Source organism: Amycolatopsis sp. NPDC001319 (assembly GCF_042896185.1).
Taxonomy (GTDB): domain Bacteria; phylum Actinomycetota; class Actinomycetes; order Mycobacteriales; family Pseudonocardiaceae; genus Amycolatopsis.
On record NZ_JBIAWY010000005.1, the window covers coordinates 337,069 to 361,099 of the forward strand.

At 69.7% G+C, this 24,031-nt stretch carries 14 protein-coding genes, 2 tRNA genes and 1 riboswitch; of the genes, 4 read left to right on the forward strand and 12 right to left on the reverse strand.

The window, feature by feature from the left end:
• The first annotated feature begins 44 nt into the window (after positions 1-44).
• Positions 45-665: an HU family DNA-binding protein gene (locus ACFY1H_RS20805; RefSeq protein ID WP_386948483.1), complete on the forward strand. Its 621-nt coding sequence runs from the start codon at positions 45-47 to the stop codon at positions 663-665.
• A gap of 2,124 nt (positions 666-2,789) precedes the next feature.
• Here ACFY1H_RS20805 and ACFY1H_RS20810 read toward each other — a convergent pair.
• From ACFY1H_RS20810 to ACFY1H_RS20820, 3 genes are all read right to left on the reverse strand, one after another.
• Positions 2,790-2,862 (reverse strand) — tRNA-Glu (locus ACFY1H_RS20810).
• Positions 2,863-2,962: 100 nt separating this feature from the next.
• Positions 2,963-3,034 (reverse strand) — tRNA-Gln (locus tag ACFY1H_RS20815).
• A gap of 50 nt (positions 3,035-3,084) precedes the next feature.
• Positions 3,085-3,921, reverse strand: coding sequence for an HAD family hydrolase (locus ACFY1H_RS20820; protein ID WP_386948486.1), 837 nt, complete (start codon positions 3,919-3,921; stop codon positions 3,085-3,087).
• 344 nt (positions 3,922-4,265) lie between these two features.
• Between ACFY1H_RS20820 and ACFY1H_RS20825 the strand changes: the two genes are divergently transcribed.
• A complete protein-coding gene (locus ACFY1H_RS20825; protein ID WP_386948489.1) occupies positions 4,266-5,507 on the forward strand; it encodes an FAD-dependent oxidoreductase in 1,242 nt (413 codons plus the stop codon).
• 1,219 nt (positions 5,508-6,726) lie between these two features.
• Here ACFY1H_RS20825 and ACFY1H_RS20830 read toward each other — a convergent pair.
• From ACFY1H_RS20830 to serA, 8 genes are all read right to left on the reverse strand, one after another.
• Positions 6,727-7,500 (reverse strand): fumarylacetoacetate hydrolase family protein, encoded by a 774-nt coding sequence (locus ACFY1H_RS20830; protein WP_366579342.1) that lies wholly within the window; start codon positions 7,498-7,500, stop codon positions 6,727-6,729.
• Between the two features lie 282 nt (positions 7,501-7,782).
• Entirely contained in the window at positions 7,783-9,405 is a 1,623-nt protein-coding gene (gene cimA / locus ACFY1H_RS20835) for a citramalate synthase (protein WP_386948493.1), read from the reverse strand.
• Positions 9,406-9,615: 210 nt separating this feature from the next.
• Positions 9,616-10,620 (reverse strand): ABC transporter substrate-binding protein, encoded by a 1,005-nt coding sequence (locus tag ACFY1H_RS20840; protein WP_386948496.1) that lies wholly within the window; start codon positions 10,618-10,620, stop codon positions 9,616-9,618.
• On the reverse strand, positions 10,613-11,401 hold the full coding sequence (locus ACFY1H_RS20845) for an ABC transporter ATP-binding protein (RefSeq protein ID WP_386948498.1): 789 nt from the start codon (positions 11,399-11,401) through the stop codon (positions 10,613-10,615). The genes ACFY1H_RS20840 and ACFY1H_RS20845 overlap by 8 nt, the downstream gene beginning before the upstream one ends.
• Entirely contained in the window at positions 11,402-12,415 is a 1,014-nt protein-coding gene (locus tag ACFY1H_RS20850) for a FecCD family ABC transporter permease (RefSeq protein WP_386949373.1), read from the reverse strand.
• A gap of 965 nt (positions 12,416-13,380) precedes the next feature.
• A riboswitch (cobalamin riboswitch) is annotated at positions 13,381-13,463 on the reverse strand.
• A gap of 25 nt (positions 13,464-13,488) precedes the next feature.
• The gene (locus ACFY1H_RS20855) at positions 13,489-14,529 is read right to left on the reverse strand and encodes a 3-isopropylmalate dehydrogenase (RefSeq protein ID WP_366579334.1); all 1,041 of its coding nucleotides are present in this window, start codon (positions 14,527-14,529) and stop codon (positions 13,489-13,491) included.
• Between the two features lie 293 nt (positions 14,530-14,822).
• On the reverse strand, positions 14,823-18,164 hold the full coding sequence (locus ACFY1H_RS20860) for a S8 family serine peptidase (RefSeq protein ID WP_386948501.1): 3,342 nt from the start codon (positions 18,162-18,164) through the stop codon (positions 14,823-14,825).
• Positions 18,165-18,436: 272 nt separating this feature from the next.
• Complete coding sequence (gene serA, locus ACFY1H_RS20865; RefSeq protein WP_366579330.1) at positions 18,437-20,035, reverse strand: phosphoglycerate dehydrogenase; 1,599 nt, start codon at positions 20,033-20,035, stop codon at positions 18,437-18,439.
• Positions 20,036-21,404: 1,369 nt separating this feature from the next.
• Here serA and ACFY1H_RS20870 point away from each other — a divergent pair.
• Positions 21,405-22,745: an ankyrin repeat domain-containing protein gene (locus tag ACFY1H_RS20870; RefSeq protein WP_386948505.1), complete on the forward strand. Its 1,341-nt coding sequence runs from the start codon at positions 21,405-21,407 to the stop codon at positions 22,743-22,745.
• A gap of 79 nt (positions 22,746-22,824) precedes the next feature.
• Positions 22,825-23,718: a nuclear transport factor 2 family protein gene (locus tag ACFY1H_RS20875; RefSeq protein ID WP_366579326.1), complete on the forward strand. Its 894-nt coding sequence runs from the start codon at positions 22,825-22,827 to the stop codon at positions 23,716-23,718.
• Here ACFY1H_RS20875 and ACFY1H_RS20880 read toward each other — a convergent pair.
• Complete coding sequence (locus ACFY1H_RS20880; protein ID WP_220237610.1) at positions 23,715-23,990, reverse strand: DUF397 domain-containing protein; 276 nt, start codon at positions 23,988-23,990, stop codon at positions 23,715-23,717. The genes ACFY1H_RS20875 and ACFY1H_RS20880 overlap by 4 nt on opposite strands.
• Positions 23,991-24,031 lie beyond the last annotated feature (41 nt).

Below are 24,031 nucleotides of genomic sequence, written 5' to 3' on the forward strand. Positions count from 1 at the left end.
GGCCGACGTGGCCGTGGACGAAGAGTTCTTCTTGGAGGACTGGAATGGCCAACAAGGCCCAGCTGATCGAGGCGCTGTCGGAGCGTCTGGGCGACAAAAAGGTTGCTTCGGAGGCCGTCGACGGTCTCGTCGACATCATCATCCGGACGGTCAACAAGGGCGAGAAGGTGAACATCACCGGGTTCGGTGTGTTCGAGAAGCGTGCCCGTGCCGCCCGGACCGCGCGTAACCCGCGCACGGGTGAGACGGTGCGGGTGAAGAAGACCAACGTGCCGGCCTTCCGTGCGGGCACGACGTTCAAGGACGTCATCTCCGGCACGAAGAAGCTGCCCAAGGCCACCGCCGTCAAGCGCACCACCACGGCGACCGCCTCGCGCGCCACCACGACCACGCGGGCGGCCGCCTCGCGCACCACGGCCACCCGCCCCGCCGCGACGCGCTCCACCACCACCCGCACCCGCGCGACGGCCGCGAAGCCCGCCGCCACCACGAAGACCACCGCCGCCAAGCCGGCCACGACGCGCGCCAAGGCCGCCACCACCAAGGCCGCAGCCGCCAAGCCCGCCGCCAAGGCCACCGCGACCAAGGCCGCCGCCAAGCCGGCCGCGAAGAAGGCCGCTGCCAAGCCGGCCGCCAAGCGCACCAGCGCTGCGAAGAAGAAGTAACACCACCCCGGCGGTTACGCCAGGACGTGCACTTCACGGCAGGGCCCCCTCCTTGATTGGGAGAGGGCCCTGCCGCATGTCCGGGCTCTCTCGCCTCGCCTGCGGTTACGGCCGAAACCGTCTTGTCCGACAACGGACTCCGGCTTCGAACTGACCTGAAGTCACTCCAGTTCACGACACCCCGTCTTTGGACGGGCCCGTCTCGCCGCCGGCGTGGGCCTTTGCCTTACCTCCGCCTGCCACACGTCACCGCGTCCCAGGACGAGGCTCCTTCTCCGCCGGCACCGGCCCCGCCTCGCCTCACATCGGCCCACCACACGGCATCGCGGCCCGAACAAGACACCCTCACCGCCCGCGCCGGCCTCACCGTGTCGGACATCGGCCCACCGCACCGCATCGCAGCCCGAACAGAACTCCCTCACCGCGCACGCCGCCTCGCCCGCCGCATCGCAACGCAGCCCGAACAAGACACCCTCACCGCCCACGCCGGCCTCACCGTGCCATCACAGCGCCGGACTCAGCTGCCCCACCTCGCTACCCCGCCGAACCTCAGGTCGGCCTGCGCTACGGCCCGCGGACCTCTGGCCTGCGCCTCGCCGGTCAAGCTCAGACCTCACCAGCCCACCCACTTCCCTTCCTCCGCGACGAATCCTCGCCTCATCGAGTAGATCCGCGACACATTCCCCTACGCTCGTCTCGCAGCCCATCAACAGCGATCCGACTCAGGCGCCTCTTCCGCGATAACCACTCCGCACTCAATCCCCCGCGCCGATCCAGCTCTCCCCCGCGCCGCCAAATCAACGTATCGAAATCGCCTTCACTCGCAATGGTTCGATGCGCCAATCAGTTCCACTCAGCGAGGCATCACCATTACCCGAAGGCTCCGCCAACACCATCCCCCACCATCAGCGAAACGATCTCCGCCGCCCCTCACACCCATCGCCATTCACCGTCGCGACCGTCTCCTCAACGCTCTCTCCCGCACCCGGAGCACAGCATCGCCCCGTCTCCCAACTCGCTTCCTGCGCAGACCCCGACCCGCCACCATCACCGCCACCGGCAGGACTCCCACTCCCCCGTCTCCTACCGCATTGGCCAGCCCACTCAGCAGACTTCACACGCAACGCCCCCGGACCGCCCATGGCCACTCGCCGGCAACACCGCCACAACAGCCCTGACCCGGCACCAGCATCGCCCGGCTCAATCGGCCTTCTTCGCGCGCGAGACACCCCCCCAACACCACCGCTCCTCCCCGCAGCGCCGGCCTGCCAGAAGCCCGCTCCCACGCATCAGCGAACAGCGTCGGCCGCTCCCCCTCAGCCGCATCCCCCGCAGAACGCCTACGCCGCCACCATCCACCACAGCAGCGCGGCCGCCCCGCTCCCCTCCATCACCCAGCTTCGACCGGCCCCGTTTGCACGGCCTCGCACGCCGATTGCCCACGCCAAACACCGGCAGCACCGCCTCCTCCGAGTCCCCGCTCCACACATCAGCGGCCCGTCGACGAACCCACCGGCCCGCTTCGCACTCAAGTCACCCCTGCGACACCACCTATCCCGGGTCCCTGCCCACAGCACTGGCACCCAGCACCGACCGGCCTACCGGCACTCGTCCAGCCGAGCAGCCCCAGCCCCAGTTGCCGGAGCCGGAGCTGGCTCCGGCTCCGGCTCCGGCTCCGGCTCCGGCTCCGGCTCCGGCTCCGGCTCCGGCTCCGGCTCCGGCTCCGGCTCCGGCTCCGGCTCCGGCGAAAACCGACCAGGACCCCTCACCAGAAACAACAGCGACCCCGAAGGCCGCCGCTCCCCCAGATCAATAACTCGAAGCTGCGCCCAGAACCTGCCCCGCTACCCGAGTCACGCCCGTCGCAGAACAAGCTCCGGCGGTCCCCCTGAGCGCAGTTCCGGCGCCCGCACGACCCACCACGTACATCGCCATCCCCCGCCACCCCGCCGCGGTCAGCCCCTCCGAACCCAAAGACCCGGGCCACCACCCCACCGCCACAAACAGTCCCGTGTAGACACCCACCCACACAGACCCGCAGGCCCCACTCAAACCCCGAAACCAACCCCAGAAATGCCAAAAAACCAGGTTCCGCAACTGCGGAACCTGGGTGGCGACTATCTGTACCCCCGATGGGATTCGAACCCACGCTACCGGCGTGAGAGGCCGGCGTCCTAGGCCGCTAGACGACGGGGGCTTAGGATCTCTCCCCGTTTCCGGGGAGCTATTCTGTTTTCTTGCTGAAGAGAACTTACCAGAGCCGATTTCTCGCTCTGCGGGGGGGTCACTCTCCGCAGCTGGGGTACCAGGACTCGAACCTAGACTAACTGGACCAGAACCAGTCGTGCTGCCAATTACACCATACCCCAGTGAGGCGCTTTCCCGGCTCGGCCGGTTCAGCACCGCACGGAGAGAAATACTAGAGCACGCTGCCGCGCACCTGCGCAGCGGGGGTCCCCGCCGCGCGCTGGGCGGGGACGCCGACGGTCGCGTACTCGGAAACCAGCAGCTCAGGCAGCTCGTCAAGGGTTGTGACCGTGTGTACACCGGCGGGTGCGCGTTCGCCGGTGCGACCGGTCCCGTCGCGGTCGAGCCAGACGGCGCCGAGGCCGGCCTCGTACGCGCCGATCGCGTCGGTGTCGAGCTTGTCTCCGACGTGCACGGTCTGCGCCGGGTCACAGCCCAGGCCCAGGCACACCGAGTGGAACATCACAGGGTCGGGCTTCGCGACGCCGATCTCGCCGGCGATGGCCACGTGGTCGAAGAACGGCGCCAGCCCGAGGTCCGCGATCTTGCGACGCTGGTGCGCGCCCGAGGCGTTCGTCACGGCCGCGAGCAGCAGGCCCGCCGCGCGCAGCCACTCCAGGCAGGGCAGCACGTCGTCGAACAGTTGCCACGACGTGGCGAGAATGTCGCGCCGGCGCGCCTCGAAGGCGGTCACCTGCGCCGAATCCGCGGAGATACCGAGTTCGGCGAGGAAGCATTCGGTGCGACGGTGGTGCATCACCTCGTACCCGAGTTTTCCGGCGACGACCAGCGCCACGTGCTCCTCGGTGATCAAGTCCCACAACGGCCAGAGGTCGCTGCGGCCGGTGAGCGCGCGGAGGCTGACGCGGATCGCCGCGGTGCAGTCGATCAACGTGTCATCGATGTCGAGGCAGACCAGACGCAGTTCCGGAGGCGCCCACGGTTCGGGTCCGACAGGTGCCGGAGGGGCGGTTCGCGAAGGGGTCGGGGGTGCCACGGCGAAATCCACCCAGTGAGGCTAGGGCACTCGCCGCGTTCGCAACGCGGCCAAAAAGGTGATTGCCGCTCCACTGATCCGGCGCACCGCGTCTACTCCCAGTGCGTGGAAAGTGTTGATCCGGTTACGACACGGGAATCCGGCCAACCGGGTGAGTGAACCGATTCGTGCGATGCCAGTGAAACGGTTCAAGCGGCCACCTTGCCACGAAACCGCGCGCGAACGCGCGACCTCCTCACGCGCGCGCGTCCTCTTTGGACAGTCGACGCCGTGGCACATCGACCACTTGACGTGAGACCCGGCGCGGGTGCATCCTGAGATTATTCAACGGATGATGAAAAGAGGAGATGAGTCAGATGACCGAGCACACGCGCTGCGTGGTCGTCGGCGGCGGACCTGCGGGCATGGTCGCCGGCCTGATCCTGGCGAGGGCGGGCGTCGAGGTGACCGTGCTGGAGAAGCACGCCGATTTCCTGCGCGACTTCCGCGGCGACACGGTCCACCCGTCCACCCTCACGCTGCTCGACGAGCTCGGCCTGGGCGAGAAGTTCGACGCCATCCCGCACAGCGAGCTGCGGGAAGCCGGCTTCCCCACTCAGGACGGCGGTCTCATGAAGCTCGCCGATCTGTCGCTGTTGAACGTTCCACACCCCTACATCGCGATGGTCCCGCAATGGGACCTGCTCAACCTGCTCGCCGAATCGGCTCAGAAGGAACCGACGTTCACCCTCCGCCTCGAGACGGAGATGACCGGCCTCCTCCGCTCGCGCGGCCGCGTCACCGGCGTGCGCTACCGCACGGCCGACGGCACCGAAGGCGAGCTGGAGTCCGACCTCGTCATCGCCGCCGACGGGCGCTGGTCGCTCGCGCGCCAGGCGGCCGGCCTGGAGCCGCGCGAGTTCGACTGCCCCTTCGACGTCTGGTGGTTCCGCCTTTCCCGCCACGAAGACGAAGCAGGCTCGATGCTCATGCCGCGCATGAACCACCGGCGGTTCGCCGTGCCGCTGCCCCGCAACGGCTACTACCAAATCGCCTACCTCGCGCCAAAGGGCGAAGACCTGCGTGCCGCCGGCATCGAGCACTTCCGCCGCAACGTCGTCGAGGTCTGCCCCGAGTTCGCCGACCGCGTCGACGAACTGGAGACGATGGACGACATCAAGTTCCTCGACGTCCGCCTCAACCGCCTGCACCGCTGGCACGCCGACGGCCTCCTCTGCATCGGCGACGCGGCCCACGCGATGTCGCCCGTCGGCGGCGTCGGCATCAACCTCGCCGTCCAGGACGCCGTCGCCGCCGCGACCCTCCTGGCCGACCCCCTCCTCCGCGGCCCCGCCTCGCAAGCCGACCTCGCGAAGGTCCGCACCCGCCGCCTGCTCCCGACGATCGCCGTCCAGACCCTGCAACGGCTCCTCCACCGCGCCGTGATGCGCCCCGTCATGGCCGGCCACCGCGACGGCCCGCCTCCCCAACTCATCGCCCTCTTCGCGCGCTTCCCGAAACTCGCCTACATCCCCGCGCGACTGCTGGGCCTGGGCTTCCGCCCCGAACACGCCCCGGCCTTCGCCCGGCGCGCGATGGAACCGGCCGGGAAGAAATAGCCGTTCGGGGGCAACTGCCACACGACCTCGCCACGTCGACCAAGCCACGCAACAAGGCCGCCCCCAACCGCCTGGGCCACAACCACAACCCAATTGCCGCCGCGCATCACGATGCGTGGCGGCACTCCCGTGCACACCCCCGTCGGCTTCGCGACGCCGAACACCAGCTCACTGAACCGCCACCACACAACGGCAAGGCCGATCCACTCCACGCCCCAACGGCGACGTGCACCCGCCAACTTCCGCGTCGCCACAAAACGGCGACACCAATCCAGCCGCCCCACTTCCACTCACTGCCAGAGCCATCGCCAGTGCGCGGCTACTGCTCCCCGACCGTGCCGCGAAGCTCAATCGCCACGCCGACACCAAACTCGGCGCCGCTCCCATCGCCAACCACGGTGTCGCCACCAAGCCGCAACGTCCAGCCACACCGCCCATCGCACTCGACCGCCAAGCGCAACGCACCTTTCCCGAGTCGACCAGGGCGTCGCCACCAAACGGCAACGTCCAGCCACACCACCCACCGCGACTCGACCGCCGAGCACAGCACACCCTTCCCCAGCCGACCAGGGCGTCGCCGCCGAACGGCAACACCGGCCCGGCCCACGCTGCGAGGTGCGATCACCAGATCGTCACCAAGCTCGGCGACATCCCGGCTCAATCGTCCAACGCCTCCGAGCGAGCGTCTCGCCTTCCCGAAGAGCACAGTGTCGCCGCTGAGTGGCAACGCCGTCGCGACCTCGACGCGAAGCTGAGTCGCTGAGCAACTCCCAGCCCAGCGACCGCTGTCCCCCGCCGGCCAAGATGTCGCCACTGAGCGGCAACGCCCACCCCCACCCCCGCCGCGCGGCTTGGTCACCGGGCGACTCCCAGCGCAGCGACCGCTTTCGCCGCCCGCCAAGCCGTCGCCGTTGAGTGGCGACGCCCGCCAGACCGAACCGCGAAGCTTGATCGCCGAGCGTCGCCATTGAGTGGCGACACCCGCTGTTGCCACGGCCACCCGCCGAAAACCGGTAGCCCACCTGCCGATCCACCCGTTCGCCACTCAGCGGCAACAGCACCAACCCACGGCAGGGGGCCAGGACAACGTGGCCACCCAACGGCGAAAGCCGAACCGAACGCGAGCCGGTGACCTCAGTCACCACCCCAGAAATACGGAGGCCCGCCGGCCGTCGCCATTCAGGGGCGAACGGCCGGCGGGCCTCGGGTCGAACCGAAGTCAGATGTCCTGGACCGGGTTGGTCAGGGTGCCGATGCCTTCGATGGTGATCGAGACCGAGTCGCCGTCGACGATCGGGCCGACGCCCTCGGGGGTGCCGGTCAGGATGATGTCGCCGGGCAGCAACGTCATGACGCCCGAGACGAACTCGACCAGGTCCGGCACGTTGTGCACGAGGTCGGACGTGCGGCCGTCCTGCTTGACGTCGCCGTTGACCTCGCTGCGCAGAGCCAGGTCCGACGGATCGATCGACGTCTCGATCCACGGGCCGAGCGGGCAGAACGTGTCGAAGCCCTTCGCGCGGCCCCACTGGCCGTCGGACTTCTGGAGCTCGCGGGCGCTCACGTCGTTGGCCACCGTGTAGCCGAGGATCGCGCTCGCCGCGCGGTCGGCGGACACGTTCTTCACCGGCTGGCCGATGACGATCGCCAGCTCGCCCTCGAAGTCGATGCGACCGACGTCACGCGGGCGGCGGATCGGCACGTTCGGGCCGATGACCGTGGTCGACGGCTTGATGAACAACATCGGCGCCGCGGGCACCTCGTTGCCGAACTCGGCCGCGTGCTTCGCGTAGTTCCGGCCGACGGCGATGACCTTCGACGGCAGGATCGGCGCGAGCAGGCGGACGTCGGCGAGCGGCCAGCGCTTGCCGGTGAAGTTCGGCTGGCCGAAAGGGTGCTCGGCGATCTCCAGGACTTGGGCGTCGTCGCCCTCGCCCTCGATCGAAGCGAACGCGACACCACCACTGGGATGAGCAATACGGGCTAGACGCACCCGGTCAGTCTACGTACGCCGTCGCCGAGACGCTCGCCCCCGGCGGCGCGAACGGTCACTTCGCGCCGCCCCGGAGCGAATGGGCCTCTCGTGCCGGCCGCGACCTGCGGATCGATCGCCGCGAGGTGCACGAGAGGTCCGTTCGCCCGCTTTCTCACCGGAAATCCTCGACGTCCACGCCGGCCATGCGTCAACCTGGCAGCACAGTCATCGACGCAGCCCAGCCGACATCGCCCATCGACACAGCCCACCGACGAACCCGACAGAACGGAGCCGCCGATCTCAGACGCGAGCCGTGAGGCTCTTGTGGACGAGCGCGTCGCACATCGCCATCCAGCTCGCCTCCACGATGTTCCCGTGCACACCGACAGTGGTCCATTCCCGCTCACCGTCGCTGGATTCGAGCAGGACACGGGTCACCGCGTGGGTGCCCGGGTTGGAAGGCAGGATGCGCACCTTGTAGTCGGACAGCTCCACCGCGTCCAACCAGGACAGGTGGGGGCTGAGCGCTTCCCGCAGGGCGGCGTCCATCGCGTGCACCGGGCCGTTGCCCTCGGCCGTCGCGATGACGCGTTGCCCGTTCACGTGGACCTTCACCGTCGCCTCCGAAACGACCTCGCCGTCGGACCGGTGGTCGAGGACGACGCGGTAGGACTCCAGGTGGAACGGCGGCGTCACCGGCTCCTCACCGGACACGTCCTCGACTTCACGGCGCAGCAACAACTCCAGCGACGCATCGGCGGCCTCGAAGGACCAACCCTCCGCTTCGAGGTCCTTCACCTTGCGCACCGCGTTCGTCAGCGCTTCGGGCCGGCCGGCAAGGTCGACCCCGAGTTCACGTCCCTTGAGCTCGAGGCTGGCCCTGCCGGCCATCTCCGTGACCAGTACCCGCATGCCGTTGCCGACTGAAGATGGATCGATGTGGTTGTACAGCAACGGATCCACCTTGATCGCGCTCGCGTGCAGCCCCGCCTTGTGGGCGAAGGCCGACGACCCGACGTAGGCCTGGTGGGTGTCGGGTGCGAGGTTCGCGATTTCGGCAAGCGCATGGGAGACGCGGGTGAGCTCGGCGGCACCTCCGATCGGGAGGACCTCCATTCCGAGCTTGGTCACGAGGTTTCCCGTCACGGCGAACAGGTCGGCGTTGCCGGCCCGCTCCCCGTAACCGTTCGCGGTGCACTGGACGTGCGTCGCGCCGGCCTGCACCGCGGCGACGGAGTTCGCCACGGCGCAGGAAGTGTCGTCCTGGCAATGGATTCCCAAGCGGAACCCGGTCTTGTCCTTGACCTCGCGCACGGTTTCCGCGAGGCCGAGCGGCAGCTGGCCGCCGTTGGTGTCGCAGAGCACGAGGACGTCCGCGCCGGCACTGGCGCCGGCGTCGAGCACTCGCAGTGCGGTGTCGGGTGAGAAGGCATACCCGTCAAAGAAGTGCTCGGCGTCGAGGAACACGCGCCGGCCCTCGCCGGTGAGGAACGCGACGGTGTCGCGGACCATGGCGCACGCCTCGTCGACGTCGACGCGCAGCGCGCGTTCGATGTGTCGGAGGTCGGATTTCGCCACCAGGGTGACCACGGGCGCTTCGGCGTCCAATAGTGCGCGGACCTGCGGATCCTCGGACGCGCGGGTGCCCGCCTTGCGCGTCGACCCGAAGGCGACGAGCGCGGCGTGCTTCAGCTCCAGCTCGCCCTTCGCCGCCCGCGCGAAGAACTCCGTGTCCTTCGGCAACGCGCCCGGCCAGCCCCCCTCGATGAAGCCCACACCGAGATCGTCGAGCAGCCTGGCGACGGCGAGCTTGTCGGTGACGGAGTACGTGATGCCTTCGCGCTGGGCGCCGTCGCGCAGGGTCGTGTCGTAGAGGTGGAAGGCGTCACCGAGGGGCGTTTCGGCGGGCTCCGTGCGGGTCACGGTCTCTCCTTGTGGCGGGGCAGAACCTGTTTCTGGCAACAAAAAAACCTCCCGCATGGGTGCGAGAGGTTGCGCGCCGGAAGCTCTTGTGGAGCGTCTATCCGGCGCGCTCGGCGATAATGATCGAGATGGCGGTCATGGTTTGCATGATGCCACAGCTCCGCCCGGCATCCAAGTGCCGGGCGGAGCTTCCCACTTCCTGGGAGCCGATCAACGCGGCAGACCGGCCAGGTACGCGCCGAATGCTTGCACCGCCGAAGCGTTTCGTGGGCCCTCCACCAGAGCCGCGTACGGCAGGGCGAAGAAGCGGCCCTGCTTCACGGCCGGGATGTCACGCAGGCCAGGCTGCGAACGGAGGAAGTTCTCCTTGTCGGCGACGGTGCCGACCTCGCCGCCGTAGTCGTTGATGAGGATGACATCGGGCGCGCGCTGCACGACGGCCTCCCAGCTGACCGTGGTCCAGCTGTCGTCGACGTCGGAGAAGATGTTGGTGCCGCCCGCTTTGGTGATGATCTCGTCGGGGCCGGCGTTCCGGGCGGCCGTGAACGGCTGGTCGCGGCCGTCGTCGTAGAGGAACACCTTGGGCCGTTGCCCCTGAGCGGCGACGGCCTTCGTGACGGCCGCAACCTGGTCGCCGTACTGCGTCACCAGCTTCTCCGCGCGGTCGCTGACGCCGAAGATCTTGCCGAGATTGCGCAGGTCGGTGTACAGCGCGTCGAGCGGAGGCATGATGCCGCGCTGCTTGCCGACGCCGTTGCGGCAGGCTTCGGTGAGCTGGTAGCTCTGGATGCCGAGCTGCGCGAGCGTGTCGGGGGTGAAGCCCGTGCTCTCGGAGAACCCGTAGTTCCACCCCGCGAACACCAGGTCGGCGCCGGCGCCCTGCACGACTTCGCGGTTGATCTTCTCGGCGAGCTTGGGCACCTTCGTGAAATCGGCTTTCCACGGTGAAGACGCGACGCCGCCCGACTGTCCTTTGTCGACGACGTAGCCGGCCACCCGGTCGTCGAGGCCGAGCGCGAACATCAGCTCGGTGATGCCGACGTCGTTGGTGACCACTCGCGACGGTGGCTTTCGTACCGTGAGCGGCTGACCGCAATTGGTCACCGTCACCGGGTACCCCGCCGGCGCGGCGCCACTGTCCCCTTCGGACACCTGGGCGTCACAGCCGGTCACGGAGAGCGTGGCCACCAGGACCATCGCGACCGTCTTACGCATGACTGTCCTCCTCGGACTCGAGCCGGTCGAACAACAGCTGGGGCCGGCCGGTCGCCGGGTGCGTCACCACGTGGGCGCGCACGCCGAACACCTCGGCCAGCAGATCGGGGGTCAGCACCTGCGCGGGCGTTCCGCTCGCGACGAGGCGACCGCCGTCGAGGACGTGCACGGTGTCGCACGTCGCGGCGCCGAGGTTGAGGTCGTGGAGGGCGGCCAGCACCGTCGGGCCGCTTCGCCGCACGAGGGCGAGGATCTCCAGCTGGTGGCGGATGTCGAGGTGGTTGGTGGGCTCGTCGAGCACGAGGATCCGCGGCTCCTGCGCGAGGGCGCGCGCAATGAGGACGCGTTGCCGTTCACCGCCCGAAAGCGTCAGGACGCCGCGGTCGGCGAAGTCCGCCAGGCCGACCTGCTCGAGGGCGGCCGTGCACACGCGCCGGTCTGCGGCGGTCATGCGGTCGAGGAGGCCGTGGTGCGGCAGCCGGCCCATGGCGACAACCTCGGCGACCGTGAAGTCGAACTCCGTGTGGGATTCCTGCGCCACGGCCGCGATTGCCCGCGCCCGGTCACGCGGTTGAAGTCCCTCGATCGGCCGGCCGTCAAGCAGCACCGCGCCATGTGAAGGCCTGAGCGCGTGGTAAACCGCGCGCAGAGTGGTGGATTTTCCGCTGCCGTTCGGACCGAGTAAACCGACGAACCGTCCTTGCACGGCTTCGAGGGTGACGTCTTCGACGATCGTGCGACCGGCCACCTCGACGCTGACACCGCGGAGCGAGAGGTCCATTCACGCACCTCCGAACACGTAGGCGCGCCGCCGCATCAGCAGCAGGAACGCGGGGACGCCGACGGCCGCCGTCAGCACGCCGATCGGCAGTTCCTCGGGCGCGGCGAGCACCCGTGCGGCAACGTCCACCCACACGAGGAAAACCGCGCCGGCGAGCGGTGCCACGGCGAGCACTCGCCGGTGATCGGCGCCGACCACGAGCCGGACGAGGTGCGGCAGGATCAGTCCGACGAAGCCGATCGCCCCGCTGACGGCCACGAGCACACCCGTCATGGCCGCGCAGACGACGAACAGGACGGCCCGCAGCTTGGCGACGTCGACGCCGAGGGTCGTCGCCGCTTCGTCGCCCATGGCCAACGCGTTGAGCCGGCCGGCCAGGGCCAGAAGGAGAACGATGCCCGCGACCACAACGGCCGCCGCGATGGGCAGCGAGCCCCAGTTGGCGCCGGCGAGGCTGCCCAGGAGCCAGAACAGGGCGGAACGCGCGGCCTCGCCGTTGGGCGCCTGGAAGACGAGCACCGTCGTGACGGCGAAGAACCCGTAGGACAACGCCGTGCCGGTGAGCACGAGCCGCAGCGGCGTGAGGCCTTGCCGCGTGCGGGCCACGAGGTAGACGATCACAGTCGCGGCGAGCGCGGCCAGGAACGCGCCGGCCGACAGCGCATAAATGCCCAACGAGGCGAACACCCCGAACAACGTCACCGCGGCCGCGCCCACGGACGCCCCGGACGAAATGCCGAGCACGAACGGCTCCGCGAGCGCGTTCCGCACCATCGCCTGGATCGCGACGCCCACCGTCGCCAACCCCGCGCCCACCACGACCGCGAGCGCCACCCGCGGCAGCCGGATGTCCCAGATGATCCGGTACTGGCCGACGTCGGCCGTGCGGATCGTGCCGCCGAAGAGGCCTGCGCGCAGAAATTCCCACGTGTGGGTGATCGGCACGGCTACCGTCCCGATACCGACTGCCAGGACAATGGAGAGCAGCAAAACCACGATCAGACCGACCACGATGGGCCCGACGCGTCTGCGCTTCGACGACTCGGGAGTGGTCCGCTGGGGTTTCTCCGCTCGCGAGGTGTCGGTTCCACCAGCGGATTGAGGCCCTGGACGCGATTCGCCACTGAACGGCAACGGCCGGAGTGGCGCGTCCAGAGCTCCAGCTGGCGGACCTGACGCTTCGGCGTCGCGCCTGGCTGGCGACGAAGTAGCTGCGGCTTTGTCGCCACGACCGGACTCGCCGCTGAACGGCGACGCCAGTGGCGACTCCAGCACGGGCGAGCTACCCGGGGCGGGAACGCCAAGCGAGGATTCGCCATCGGGCGGCGACAATGGCGGCTCGACCAGAGCCGAGTCAGCCAAGACGGAGTCGCCGCGCAAAGATTCGCCACCCACTGGCGACGCCTCGCGCGACGCGCTCGGGGATCCGGCCGGCGGACCGGGCTCGGCGACGTCGGATGCGGCCCGAGTCGAATCATCAGCGGCTCGGTCGGCATAGTCGGATTCGCCGCTGAACGGCGATACCGATGACGACCCCGGCAACGGCGAGCTGACGGGGCCGGGCGCTACTGGCGAGGATTCGCCATCTGCTGGCAACGCTCGGGGCGCCGAGTCCGGGCTCCCGGTGAGTGGATCAGACTCGCGTGCGCCGGATCCCGCGAGCGGCGAATCGCCGACAGTCCCGTCGCCGCGTTCGGAGTGGCCGTCGAGGTGCGACACCGGTGTCGGCCCCGTCGGGGGCAAGTCGGTCAGGCCCGGGCCGGCGGGTGATTCCTGAGGCGACCCCTCGGAAGCCGCCGGGAAGGACGGCGAGGAGTCCGGACCGTCGGACGACGAGAACTTCGGAGGTGGCACCGGCAGGACCCGATCTGCTCAAGGGTCCACACAACGAAGACGGCAGCCACGCCAAGGAACGGAGGGGGTGTCGTCTCCCGTAGACCGCGACGGGAGGGACGAGGGTGGTGCGAGAACCACTGCCGGTGTCGGGCTCGCCCGCGGTCTGCGAAGAGTGCAGACCGCGGGCCTACCGTTGCGGGTCAGCGCCGGATTTCGACCGGCTTCCGCGGCGGGGGTTCCTTACGAGAACGTCAGCTGACGGAGCGCACGTTCGACGAGACGAGCGCGGCCAGCCGGTCGCCGATCGCCTGGGTGGTGCCGGGCGACGCCTGGTCGCGCGTGGCCAGGTCGAAGGCGACGGACGCCTCGATGCGGCGCGCGGCCTCCTTGTGGCCCAGGTGGTCGAGCAGCAGCGACACCGACAGCACGGCGGCGGTGGGGTCGGCGAGACCCTGGCCGGCGATGTCGGGCGCGCTGCCGTGGACCGGCTCGAACATGCTCGGGTTGCGGCGCGTGATGTCGAGGTTGCCGCTGGCCGCGAGACCGATGCCGCCGGTGACGGCGGCCGCCAGGTCGGTGATGATGTCGCCGAAGAGGTTGTCGGTGACGATCACGTCGAAGCGCGACGGGTCCGTGACCAGGTGGATCGTGGCGGCGTCGACGTGGGAGTACGCGACCGTGACGTCGGGGTGCTCCAGCGAGACCTCCTCGACGATCCGCGACCACAGCGACCCGGCGTACTCGAGCACGTTGGTCTTGTGCACCAGCGTGAGGTGCTTGCGCGGCCGCTCTTCGGCGCGGTTGAACGCGTCGGCGACGACGCGGCGGACGCCGAACGCCGTGTTGACGCTGACCTCCGTGGCGACCTCGTGCTCGGTGTCCTTGCGCAGCAGGCCACCGTTGTTGGTGTACGGCCCTTCGGTGCCTTCGCGCACGACGACCATGTCCACCTCACCGGCGTCGGCCAGCGGGCCGCGCACGCCCGGGTACAAGCGCGCCGGGCGCAGGTTCACGTGGTGGTCGAGCTCGAAGCGCAGGCGCAGCAGCAGGCCGCGCTCGAGGATGCCGCTGGGCACCGTCGGGTCGCCGACCGCGCCGAGCAGGATCGCGTCGTGCTGACGCAGCTCGCCGAGCACCGACTCGGGGAGCAGCTCCCCCGTCGAGTGCCACCTCGCGGCACCGAGGTCGTAGTTCGTGATCTCCGCCGTCGGTGCTACTTCACCGAGCACCTTGAGCGCCTCGGAGACCACCTCGGGCCCGATCCCGTCACCTGGGATCACCGCGAGCCGCATCCACACACCTCCGTAGACCAGGCCACCGAACGCACCGATGGCCCATCCGCAAGAAAACGCCAGCAGCGGAAGGTTACCGGCCGTAGACAAGACGCCGTAGCCGCACCACCCTTATGCCGCATCCTCCCGCAGGGTGAGACACCTGAACGGGTGAAAGACAAAGGGGGCCTCCCGGGTCACAACGACCCGGAAAGCCCCCTATCACCGCTATTCGGGGAACTTGGCCGGCGAGACACGCCTTCCCCGATCGGAGGACCCCGTCACCCCGTCTGGCCGGGTGACGGGGCCTCACCTCACGGCCGCGTCACCGCCGACTCGATCCGCACGACATCCGCGCGCGAGCCGGCCGCGTTGTGGTGCTCGATCGCCAGCAGGCCCTTCGGCTTGTCGCCGGCGACGGCCGCCGCGTTGCGGTTGACGACCAGCTGCGTGCCGGGCTTGGCGACGTAGCCGAGGGCCGCGTCACCGCCACCCTGCACGGAGAACGCCGGCGCCAGCGCGTCGAACGAGATCGGCGTGCCGACGAAGTCGATCAGCCCGTCGGTGCTGCCCGGCGCGACGTAGTAGCCCGCCGTGCCGACGGTGTAGCTGATCCGGTGCGACGCCTCGTTCGGGTCGATGCCCAGCGCGGCGATGCTGACCGGCAGCACGATCACGTTGGTGTCGAACACGTTGGTGTCCACGTCGCCGAGCTGACCGTTGACGGCCTGCAGGTCCACGGTCGGGTTGCCCGGCTGCGTCAGCGACACCGTGGCCGCCAGGAGCACGTCGGTCCCCGTCGCCTTCGTCACGAAGGTCTCGAAGTCCGGCGTGCCGTCGCCGGTCGTGTCGAAGTCGACGAACGGGATCGTGTTGCTGCCCAGGTTCGCGAAGTCGCCCCAGGTGGTGAGGCCGAACGCGAGCATGGCGTTCTCCGGTTCGCCCTGCGCCTTGGCGAGCGGGGCCGTCGACGCCGCGCCGATGTAGCGCAGGTCGCCGCCCTTCGCGGTGCCGTTGAGCGTGCAGTCGGACGAGACGCCCTCGCCGCACTCAGGCAGCTGCGCCGACTCCGCCTGCAGTTCCAGCACGCTGACCAGCGAGCGGTAGCGCTGCGCGCCGGTGCCCTGGTCGATGCCCTTGCCATTCAGGTTCAGCACGGCCTGGGTCTGGCTGCCGCCGAAGCGCACGCCGGCCGGCGTCGTGATGGCCGAGACCGGTTTCGGCGCCGAGTACACGGCCACCCGCAGCGGCACCGTGGCGCCGTTCTTCGGGGTGAACGCGACGCGGCCCGAAGCGTCGGCCACGAACTGGCGGGCGAGCCCGGCCTGCGTGGCCTCCATGGTCGGGTCCATGACCTTGCGCAGCGCCTTCGGGTCGGTGATCTTCAGCGTCACCTTCACCGTCGCGACCCCGCGCGGGTTGAGCTTCACCGAGCTCTTGTCCACTGTGTACTGCACGCCGGGCAGCGAGTTCACGGCCTCGTACGCCACCGCGTACTCCACCGGCGCGGTGCCCTTGTTGACGACCTTGATCGTCTTCTTGAGCGTGACCGGTCCCGCCGCCTCGACGGTGCCGAACGTGACGCTCACAGCGCCCGGGTCGTCCTGCACGTAGGCGAGGACCTGGTTGTCCAGCGCGGCCTTGGCGTCGATGCGACCGGTCCCGACGCGCTGCGGCGCGTAGGTGTGGCCGGCGCCGTCGGTGATGTCGTGCGCGGCCGAGCCCACGACGTCGGCCTTGACCTCCTCGACGTTCCAGTCGGGGTGCGCCTGGCGGACCAGCGCGGTGATGCCCGCGGTGTGCGGGGTGGCCATCGACGTGCCCGAGATGGAGAGCCGGCCGTTGCCGCTGCCGCGGAACGCCGACGTGATCGTGTCACCGGGCGCCGTGACGTCCGGCTTCACCGACGGACCACGGCCACCACGCGAGGTGAACGAGCTCGGGGTGTCCACAATGGTCTTGTCCGTGGTCTGCAGGCTGGCCCGGCCGGCGCCGAAGAAGCGAACCGAGAGCGTGCCCGCGGTCAAGCCCGAGCGCAACGCCGTGGTGGCCTTGCCGGTGAGCTGGAACATCGGCACACCCGCGTTGCCCGCGATGCCGGCGGCCGGGTGCTCCAAAGTGGACGAAAGCAGCACGCCCTTGGCCCCGGCGGCCTGCGCGTTGTTGGCGCGCGCGGCGGAACCACAGGCGCGGGTGGCGTCGTTGTCGTCCCACTCCAGCCACGCGATCTTGCCCGCGACCTTGGCCTTGTCCTCGGCGGAGAAGGCGGCGCAGCCCGCGTTGTTGGCTGCGGAGATCGGCACGACGGGCGCGGTGAGGTCGAGCGTGTCGTAGCCGGTGTAGTCCTGGCTGTACTGGCCCGGCTGCTGCCCCGGAGTCGGGGCCGTGACGTCGAGCGCGTCCTTCAGCTCGCCGGCGTCGCGGCTGCTGGCGACGGTGAGGGCCTCGGGCGTGTTGCCCGGCGAGCCCGCGACGTCGTTGAGGTCGCCGCCGTTGCCGGCCGCGAGGACCGGCAGGACGCCGTTCTGGGCGAGCTTGCGCACGAACAGCGAGTCGGGGTCGTCCGGCGCGCCGAAGTCGCTGCCCAGCGACAGGTTGACGATGTCGAGGTGGTCGGTGAAGTCACCGTCGCCGTCGGGGTCGAGCGCCCAGTCGAGCGCCTGCGACGTGATGTTCGTGGAGCCGGTGCAGCCGAACACCTTGATCGCGTACAGCAGGGCCTTGGGCGCGGTGCCCGGGCCGATGCGCATGGCGTCGAGCTGCTTCTTGTTCAGCTTCTTGTAGTTGCCGGTGAACGTGGTGCCGTCGGCGTTCACGCCGAAGCCCGCGATGGTGCCGGCCACGTGCGTGCCGTGTTCGCCGCACGCGATGGGGTTGGGGTCCGGCTTCGGCGTCGGCGAGCCGGTCTTGCCCTCGGCGTCGTAGTCGTCGCCGGCGAGGTCCGTACCACCCACGACCTTGGCGCTCGGGAACAGCGGCGACGGCTTGGTCCGGTCCACGCCCTGGTAGGCAGCCGGCGTGCCCGGGCCGCCGAAGTCGGCGTGGGTGTAGTCGATGCCGTCGTCGATGACGCCGACGCGGATGCCGTCACCGAACTTGCCGGTCTGCTGCCAGCTGGCGAGGGTGTTGGTGAGCTGCTCGGCGCTGGCGTTGTTCTTCGTCTTCGGCACGACCGTGCGCACCGAAACGACGTCGGGACGCTTCGCGAGCTCACGGATCTTCGCCGCGTCGGCCGTCACCACGGCGCCCGCAACGGCGTTCGACGTCTGCGTGACCAGCTTCGTGCCCGCGTCGGCCTTCTTGAGCTGCCCGACGACGGAGTCCACCGCGGCGGCGACGTCCGCCTTCGCGGCGCGCGCGGCCTGCTTGGCCTTCTCCTTGCCGGTGCCCTTGCCCTGCTCGGCGTTGAACGCGTCGACGGCCGGCTTCTTCGCCAGCTCCACGAACGCGGTGATCTTGCCCCGCGCGGCGTCCAGCCGCGGCGAGATCTTGCCCTGCAACCCCGCGGCGGCGACCTTGGCCGGCGCGACCGGGTCGGCAAGCGGCGCACCCTGCGCGGACGCGCCCGACGCGGCGGAGACGGCCGCGGCCAAGACCACCGCGGAGACGGCAGCCGTGGAACGCGCAGCCCACCCGGGCAACCGGGATCTGCTCATGAGTACCCAACCCCTTTACTCGAGGCCTGGATCGCGAACCTGCCTGGCGCTCCCCGATCAACCACCCCCGACAGGTGAGCACCGGCGCCGCACCGTGCTCTCACGGCGCGTGGTTCTGCCTCGCGGCACAGAACCTAGCTGCCCGATACACCTACTTTCGTGGCGAAAATGCTCCGTTATACGAATGTTGCCCGTCTGGGTGGACTCCACAAAGGAAAGCCCCTTCCCCCGCCACTCGGACGGGGAAAGGGGCTTTCGAAAAACAGGCGGGACTAGTTGAAGTCCACCGCGCGGATCGTGTGCGCACCCACGGTGGCGCCGATCGGCTCGAGAACGTTGCTGTCCACGTGGCGGTCGACGCGCAGCAGCATCACGGCGTCGGACCCGTCGGTGGTCTGGCTGATCTGCGCGGCCTCGATGTTGATGCCGGCCTCGCCGAGCAGCGTGCCGACGCGGCCCATCACGCCCGGGCGGTCCGGGTACTCGAGCAGCAGCACGTTGCCCTCGGCGCGCAGGTCGAAGTGACGGCCGTTGACCTCGACGATCTTCTCGACCTCGTCCTTGCCCGTCACCGAACCGGAGACGGTGAGCACGGCGCCGTCCGCGTGGACCGCACGCACCGTGACGAGGCTGCGGAACTTCGGGCTCTCGCTCTCGGTGACGAGATCCACCTGCACGCCCAGCTCCTCCGCGAGCCGCGGCGCGTTGACGAACGTGACCTGGTCGTCGACGACACCGGCGAACACCCCGCGCAGCGCCGCGAGCTGCAGCACCGACGTGTCCTCACTGGACAGCTCGCCCTTGACCTCGACGGTCACCGACGTCGGCGCCTTCGGGCTCAGCGCCGTGAGCACCGTGCCCAGCTTCTGCGTGAGCGACAGGTACGGCCGCACGTGCTCGCCGACGGCGCCGCCGCCCGAGACGTTCACCGCGTCCGGCACGAAGTCGCCGCGCAGCGCCAGCAGCACGGAACGGGCGACGTCGGTGCCCGCGCGGTCCTGCGCCTCGGAAGTGGACGCGCCCAGGTGCGGGGTGACGACCACGTTGGGCAGCTCGAACAGCGGGCTGGCGGTGGTGGGCTCGGTGACGAACACGTCGATGCCAGCGCCGCCGACGTGGCCGCTGCGGATCGCGTCGGCCAGCGCCTCCTCGACGATCAGGCCACCGCGCGCGGCGTTGACGATGATCACGCCCGGCTTGGTCTTCTTGAGCGCCTCGGCGTCGATGAGGCCCTTGGTCTCCGGCGTCTTCGGCAGGTGGATGGAGATCGCGTCGGCGCGCGCCAGCAGCTCGTCGAGCGGCACGAGCTCGATGCCGAGCTGCGCGGCGCGGGCGGCCGAGACGTAGGGGTCGTACGCGATCAGCTTCGTGCCGAACGCGGCGAGACGCTGGCTGAACAGCTGCCCGATCTTGCCGAGGCCGACGACACCGATGGTCTTGCCGTTGAGCTCGACGCCCGAGAACGAGCTGCGCTTCCACTCGCCGCCCCGCAGGCTCTGGTCGGCGGCCGGCACCCGGCGGGCGACGGCCAGCAGCAGCGCCACGGCGTGCTCGGCCGCGGAGACGATGTTCGACGTCGGGGCGTTGACCACCAGCACGCCACGCTCCGTGGCGGCGGGCACCTCGACGTTGTCCAGCCCGACACCGGCGCGGGCGACGACCTTCAGCTGCGTGGTGTGGCCGAGCACCTCGGCGTCGACCTTCGTGGCGGATCGCACCAGGAGCGCGTCGGCACTCTTCACCGCCTCGAACAGCGCGGGACGGTCCGTACCGTCCACATGCCGGACCTCTACCTCGTCACCGAACACACTCAGCACGGAAGGCGCGAGCTTCTCCGCGATGAGGACGACGGGTTTGCTGGGCTTGGTCACGATGCGGCTCCCACTATCTGGTCACGAAATCGAGGACGCTCTCCTACGGCGCACGCCGTTGTGCCCGGATGGGCGGGAGTTTAGCCCGGTTGGGGGCCCCGGTGCTGCCCGCGTTGTTAACTCGCTCGTAATCCGCCGAAAACTCCGTCGCGGGGCCGGTCAGCGGGGTCGGGGTCTCGACGGGCCGCGGGGGTGGGGATTGGGTTTGCGGCAAGGAAAACGGTGCCGGGGTGGTGGCGGTCGGGGTGCGGTGGGTGGGGTTTTGTGCGTTCCACCTGGTGAGATGGGATGGAGTGGTGAGGTTGGGGCGATTGGGGTGAAAGGGATTTATTACGTCGTGGTGGTCGGGTGGGTGATGGGGAGGTTCATTCGTTCGGGGGACTGTGGGGTGGGCTAGGGGTGAAGGGTCCCTTCATCCCTTCGTGGCCACTGCGGTCTGGTGCGCCGGTGCGTGAAGGTCCCCTCCAGGCCTTCCCGGCCGGGTGAAGGGGACCTGCATCGCTTCGCGCGCGGCGATCCGGCGCACCTGGCGCATGAAGGTCCCCCTCACTCGTTCTCGCCCCGGATGAAGGGGACCTTCATGCCGCCCCGAACACCGACTGCAGTCGAGCGCGGGATGAAGGGTCCCTTCGTCACTTAACGGCCGCACCGCCTCCGCAGCAATGGGTGAAGGGCCCCTTCACCGACTGCTCCTCACCCACGAGTGGTCGCCGAAGGCGTGAAGTTGACCTTCACACCTTCGGCGGCGCGCTCCTGGCGCGACCGCCAATGCAGGGGACCTTCGCCCGCGGCTCGGCACCCACAGTGACCCAGCGGTAGGTGAAGGGGATCGTCACTCCTTCCGCGGCGCGGTTCTGGCCTACTGCAGATGAGGTCCCCTTCATCCACGGCTCGGCACCTACGGTGACCCCGGAAGGGGTGAAGGGGACCTTCACCCCTTCCGGGGCGCGGTCCTCGCCCAACTGCCGATGAAGGGGACCTTTATCCACAGCTCGGCACCCACAGTGACCCAGCAGTGGGTAAACGGGACCTTCGTTCCTTCCGCGGCGCGGTCCTCGCCCAATTGCCGATGAAGGGGGACCTTCATCCGCAGCTCGACACCCACTGTGACCCACCAATGCATGACGGGGACCTTCATCCCTTCCCCACCCCAGCACCCACCACGTCCACACCCGGCGGCCGGCGGCGTCGCCGTTGAGGGGCGAAAGCGGGGTGAGCGGGCGGTACAGTGGCGGAGCGCGGTGAGGGCCGCGTCCTGTCCGCGGAAAGGGCCGAGCCCACCCCCGAAGTCGAAGTGCGGTGTGTGCGCCTTCTTCCCTGCCCGGTGCCGGCGGACCACGGGCGAACCGAGGGAAGGAAGGACTCCCCCATGGCCACGTTGCCCGCAAAACCCGATCTCGCCCAGCTGCGCAAACGCGCGAAAGAGCTGGCGCGCGCGGAGTCGATCAAGTTGTCCGAGGCGCAGTTCCGTGTCGCGCGCGGGCACGGGTTTCCGAGTTGGCCGAAGTTGCAGGCGTATGTCCGGCGCGTCACCGAAGGCGGGCCGAATCTGCAGCACGCCTACCACGCCGACACCGAGTACTACAGCGAGCGCGCCCTCGGGCTGCTCGCGTCCGCCGAGGACGGGACGGCCGGGGCGCGCGAGGCGTTCGAGCGTCACCGGCAGCCGTTGACGCGCGAGGGCGCGCGGACGGTCGTCGCCAAGGAGCACGGGTTCGGGTCGTGGCGTGGGTTGCGTGAGCACGTCGCGGCGTTGGCGGACAGTGGTGAGCCGTTCGCAAGGGCGTTTCGCCTCCTGGAGGCGAGGGACGTCGACGGGCTGGCGGCGGTGGTCGACGAGTTCCCCGAGCTCGTCCACGCGCGCGGCACCAACGGCAACGACCTCCTCGGCATGGCCGGCGCCACCTGCGACGAACGGCTCTCGCGCGTCCTGCTCGAACGCGACGCCGATCCCGCACGGGGCAACGCCCACGGCTGGACCCCGTTGCACCAGGCCGCTTACAGCAATCTGCCGCTGCTCGCCGACCTGCTGCTCGACGCCGGCGCACCCCTCGACGTGTCGGCGCGCGGCGACGGCGGGACTCCTCTCGTCGTCGCGCTGTTCTGGGGAAACCAGGCCGTGGCCGAAAAACTGGCGACGCGCGAGCGGTCCCCTCGCAACCTCCGCGTCGCAGCGGGTATCGGGGACGCCGAGCTGCTGGACGAGCTCGTCCGTCCGAACGGGACACTCGCGCCGGCGGCGGGTGCGCACCGTGAGTTCTACCGGCCCCACAGTGGTTTCCCGTCGTGGCGCCCCGGCGACGATCCCCGCGAGATCCTCGACGAGGCCGTCAGCTGGGCCGCGCGCAACGACCGCACCGAAGCCCTGCGCACCCTCGCCGAGCGCGGCGCCGACCTGGACGCCGACGTCTACCGAGGCACCGCCCTCACCTGGGCCGCGGCGCAGGGCAAAGTCGCCTCCGTACGGACATTGCTGGAGCTGGGCGCGGACGTGAACCGCGTCGGGACATTCGGCGGGCCGAGGCACGGCGTCGGCATCACCGCCCTGCACCTCGCGGCGCAGAACAACCGGCTCGACGTCATCGAGGTCCTCGTCGAGGCCGGCGCCGACCTCGACGCGCGCGACGGCCTCTGGAGCTCCACGCCCGAAGGCTGGGCCGACGCGTGCGACAGCCCCGCCGCGCGCGACCTGCTGGCGAAAGCCCGGTAGACAAGCGGAGTCCGTAGTCCGTATCGTCGACGACACGAGACGGACTACGGACTCCGTTTCATCCACTGGGAGGACACCCATGACCACACCCCGACAAGTCTTCGAACGGCTCTCCGAGGGCATCACCGCCGGCCGGTTCGACGAGCTTTCCCGGCTCTACGCGGAGAACACCGTCGTCGAGCACCCCACCGCGATCCCCGTCCCCGGCCGCATCGAGGGGCGGGAAGCGGTGCACGAGCGGTTCGTGGGCGGACTAGGGGCGACGCTGCGGCTGTCGGCGAGCGACGTCGTCGTCCACGAGACGACGGATCCCGAGGTGATCGTCGCCGAGTACCGGTACACGGTGGAATCGTCACTCAGCGGCGAAAAGACCGAGACCGAGAACATCCAGGTGTTGCGCGTGCGCGACGGGCTGATCGTCCACAGCCGCGACTACCACGACTACCTGCGCATGGCCGCCGTCCAGGGCGCGGCGGCCGGACTCATCGACGCGTACGCCCAGGTCCCGCCCCACGAACCCGGCCCGGTCCAGCCGCGGCCCGCGCGGCTCGCCGACCGCAAGAGCCCGCTGGGCGTGTTCCAGCGGCTCTGCTTTGGCGTTTCCGACCAGCGCTGGTCCGAGCTGCCCGACCTCTACGCCGACGTCACCGACGTCCGCCACCCGTTCCTGCCGGGCGCGCCCGCACTGAAGTCCCGCGAAGACCTGCGCACGCACTTCGCACTGGCCGGCGAGATCGGCATCCGCATGCAGGCCACCGACCTCGTCACCTACCAGGGCACCGACCCCGAGGTGCTGATCGGCGAATTCGCCTACGAGGGGCAACTCGGCGCAACGCCGTTCCGCGTCAACAACATCTTCGCGATGCGCGTGCGCGACGGGGAGATCGTCGAGTCGCGCGACTACGGCGACCACCCGGCGCTCGCGGCCGCGGCCGGCCGGCTCCAGGAGCTGGTCGACAACGTGACCGCCTAAGCCTCGAGGTCCTCGGGCAGATCGAACTCGCCGTCGCGGACGCCCTTCACGAACGCGTCCCACTCCGACGGCGTGAACACGAGCACCACGCCGTCCGGTTTGGACGACTGGCGCATCGCGACGTACGTGACGCCGTCGGTGTGCGGCACGAACGCGTACTCCACGCAGTCCTCGAGCGTGACGCCTTCGGGCTCGGCCCTGATCCAAGGGGCGTCGGTGAGGTCCAGCTCGTGCCGGATGTGCGCCTTGTCGTCGACGGGCTGATCACTCATGCCACCAGCGTATCGACCCGCCACGGCAGGTCTCGCCGCTG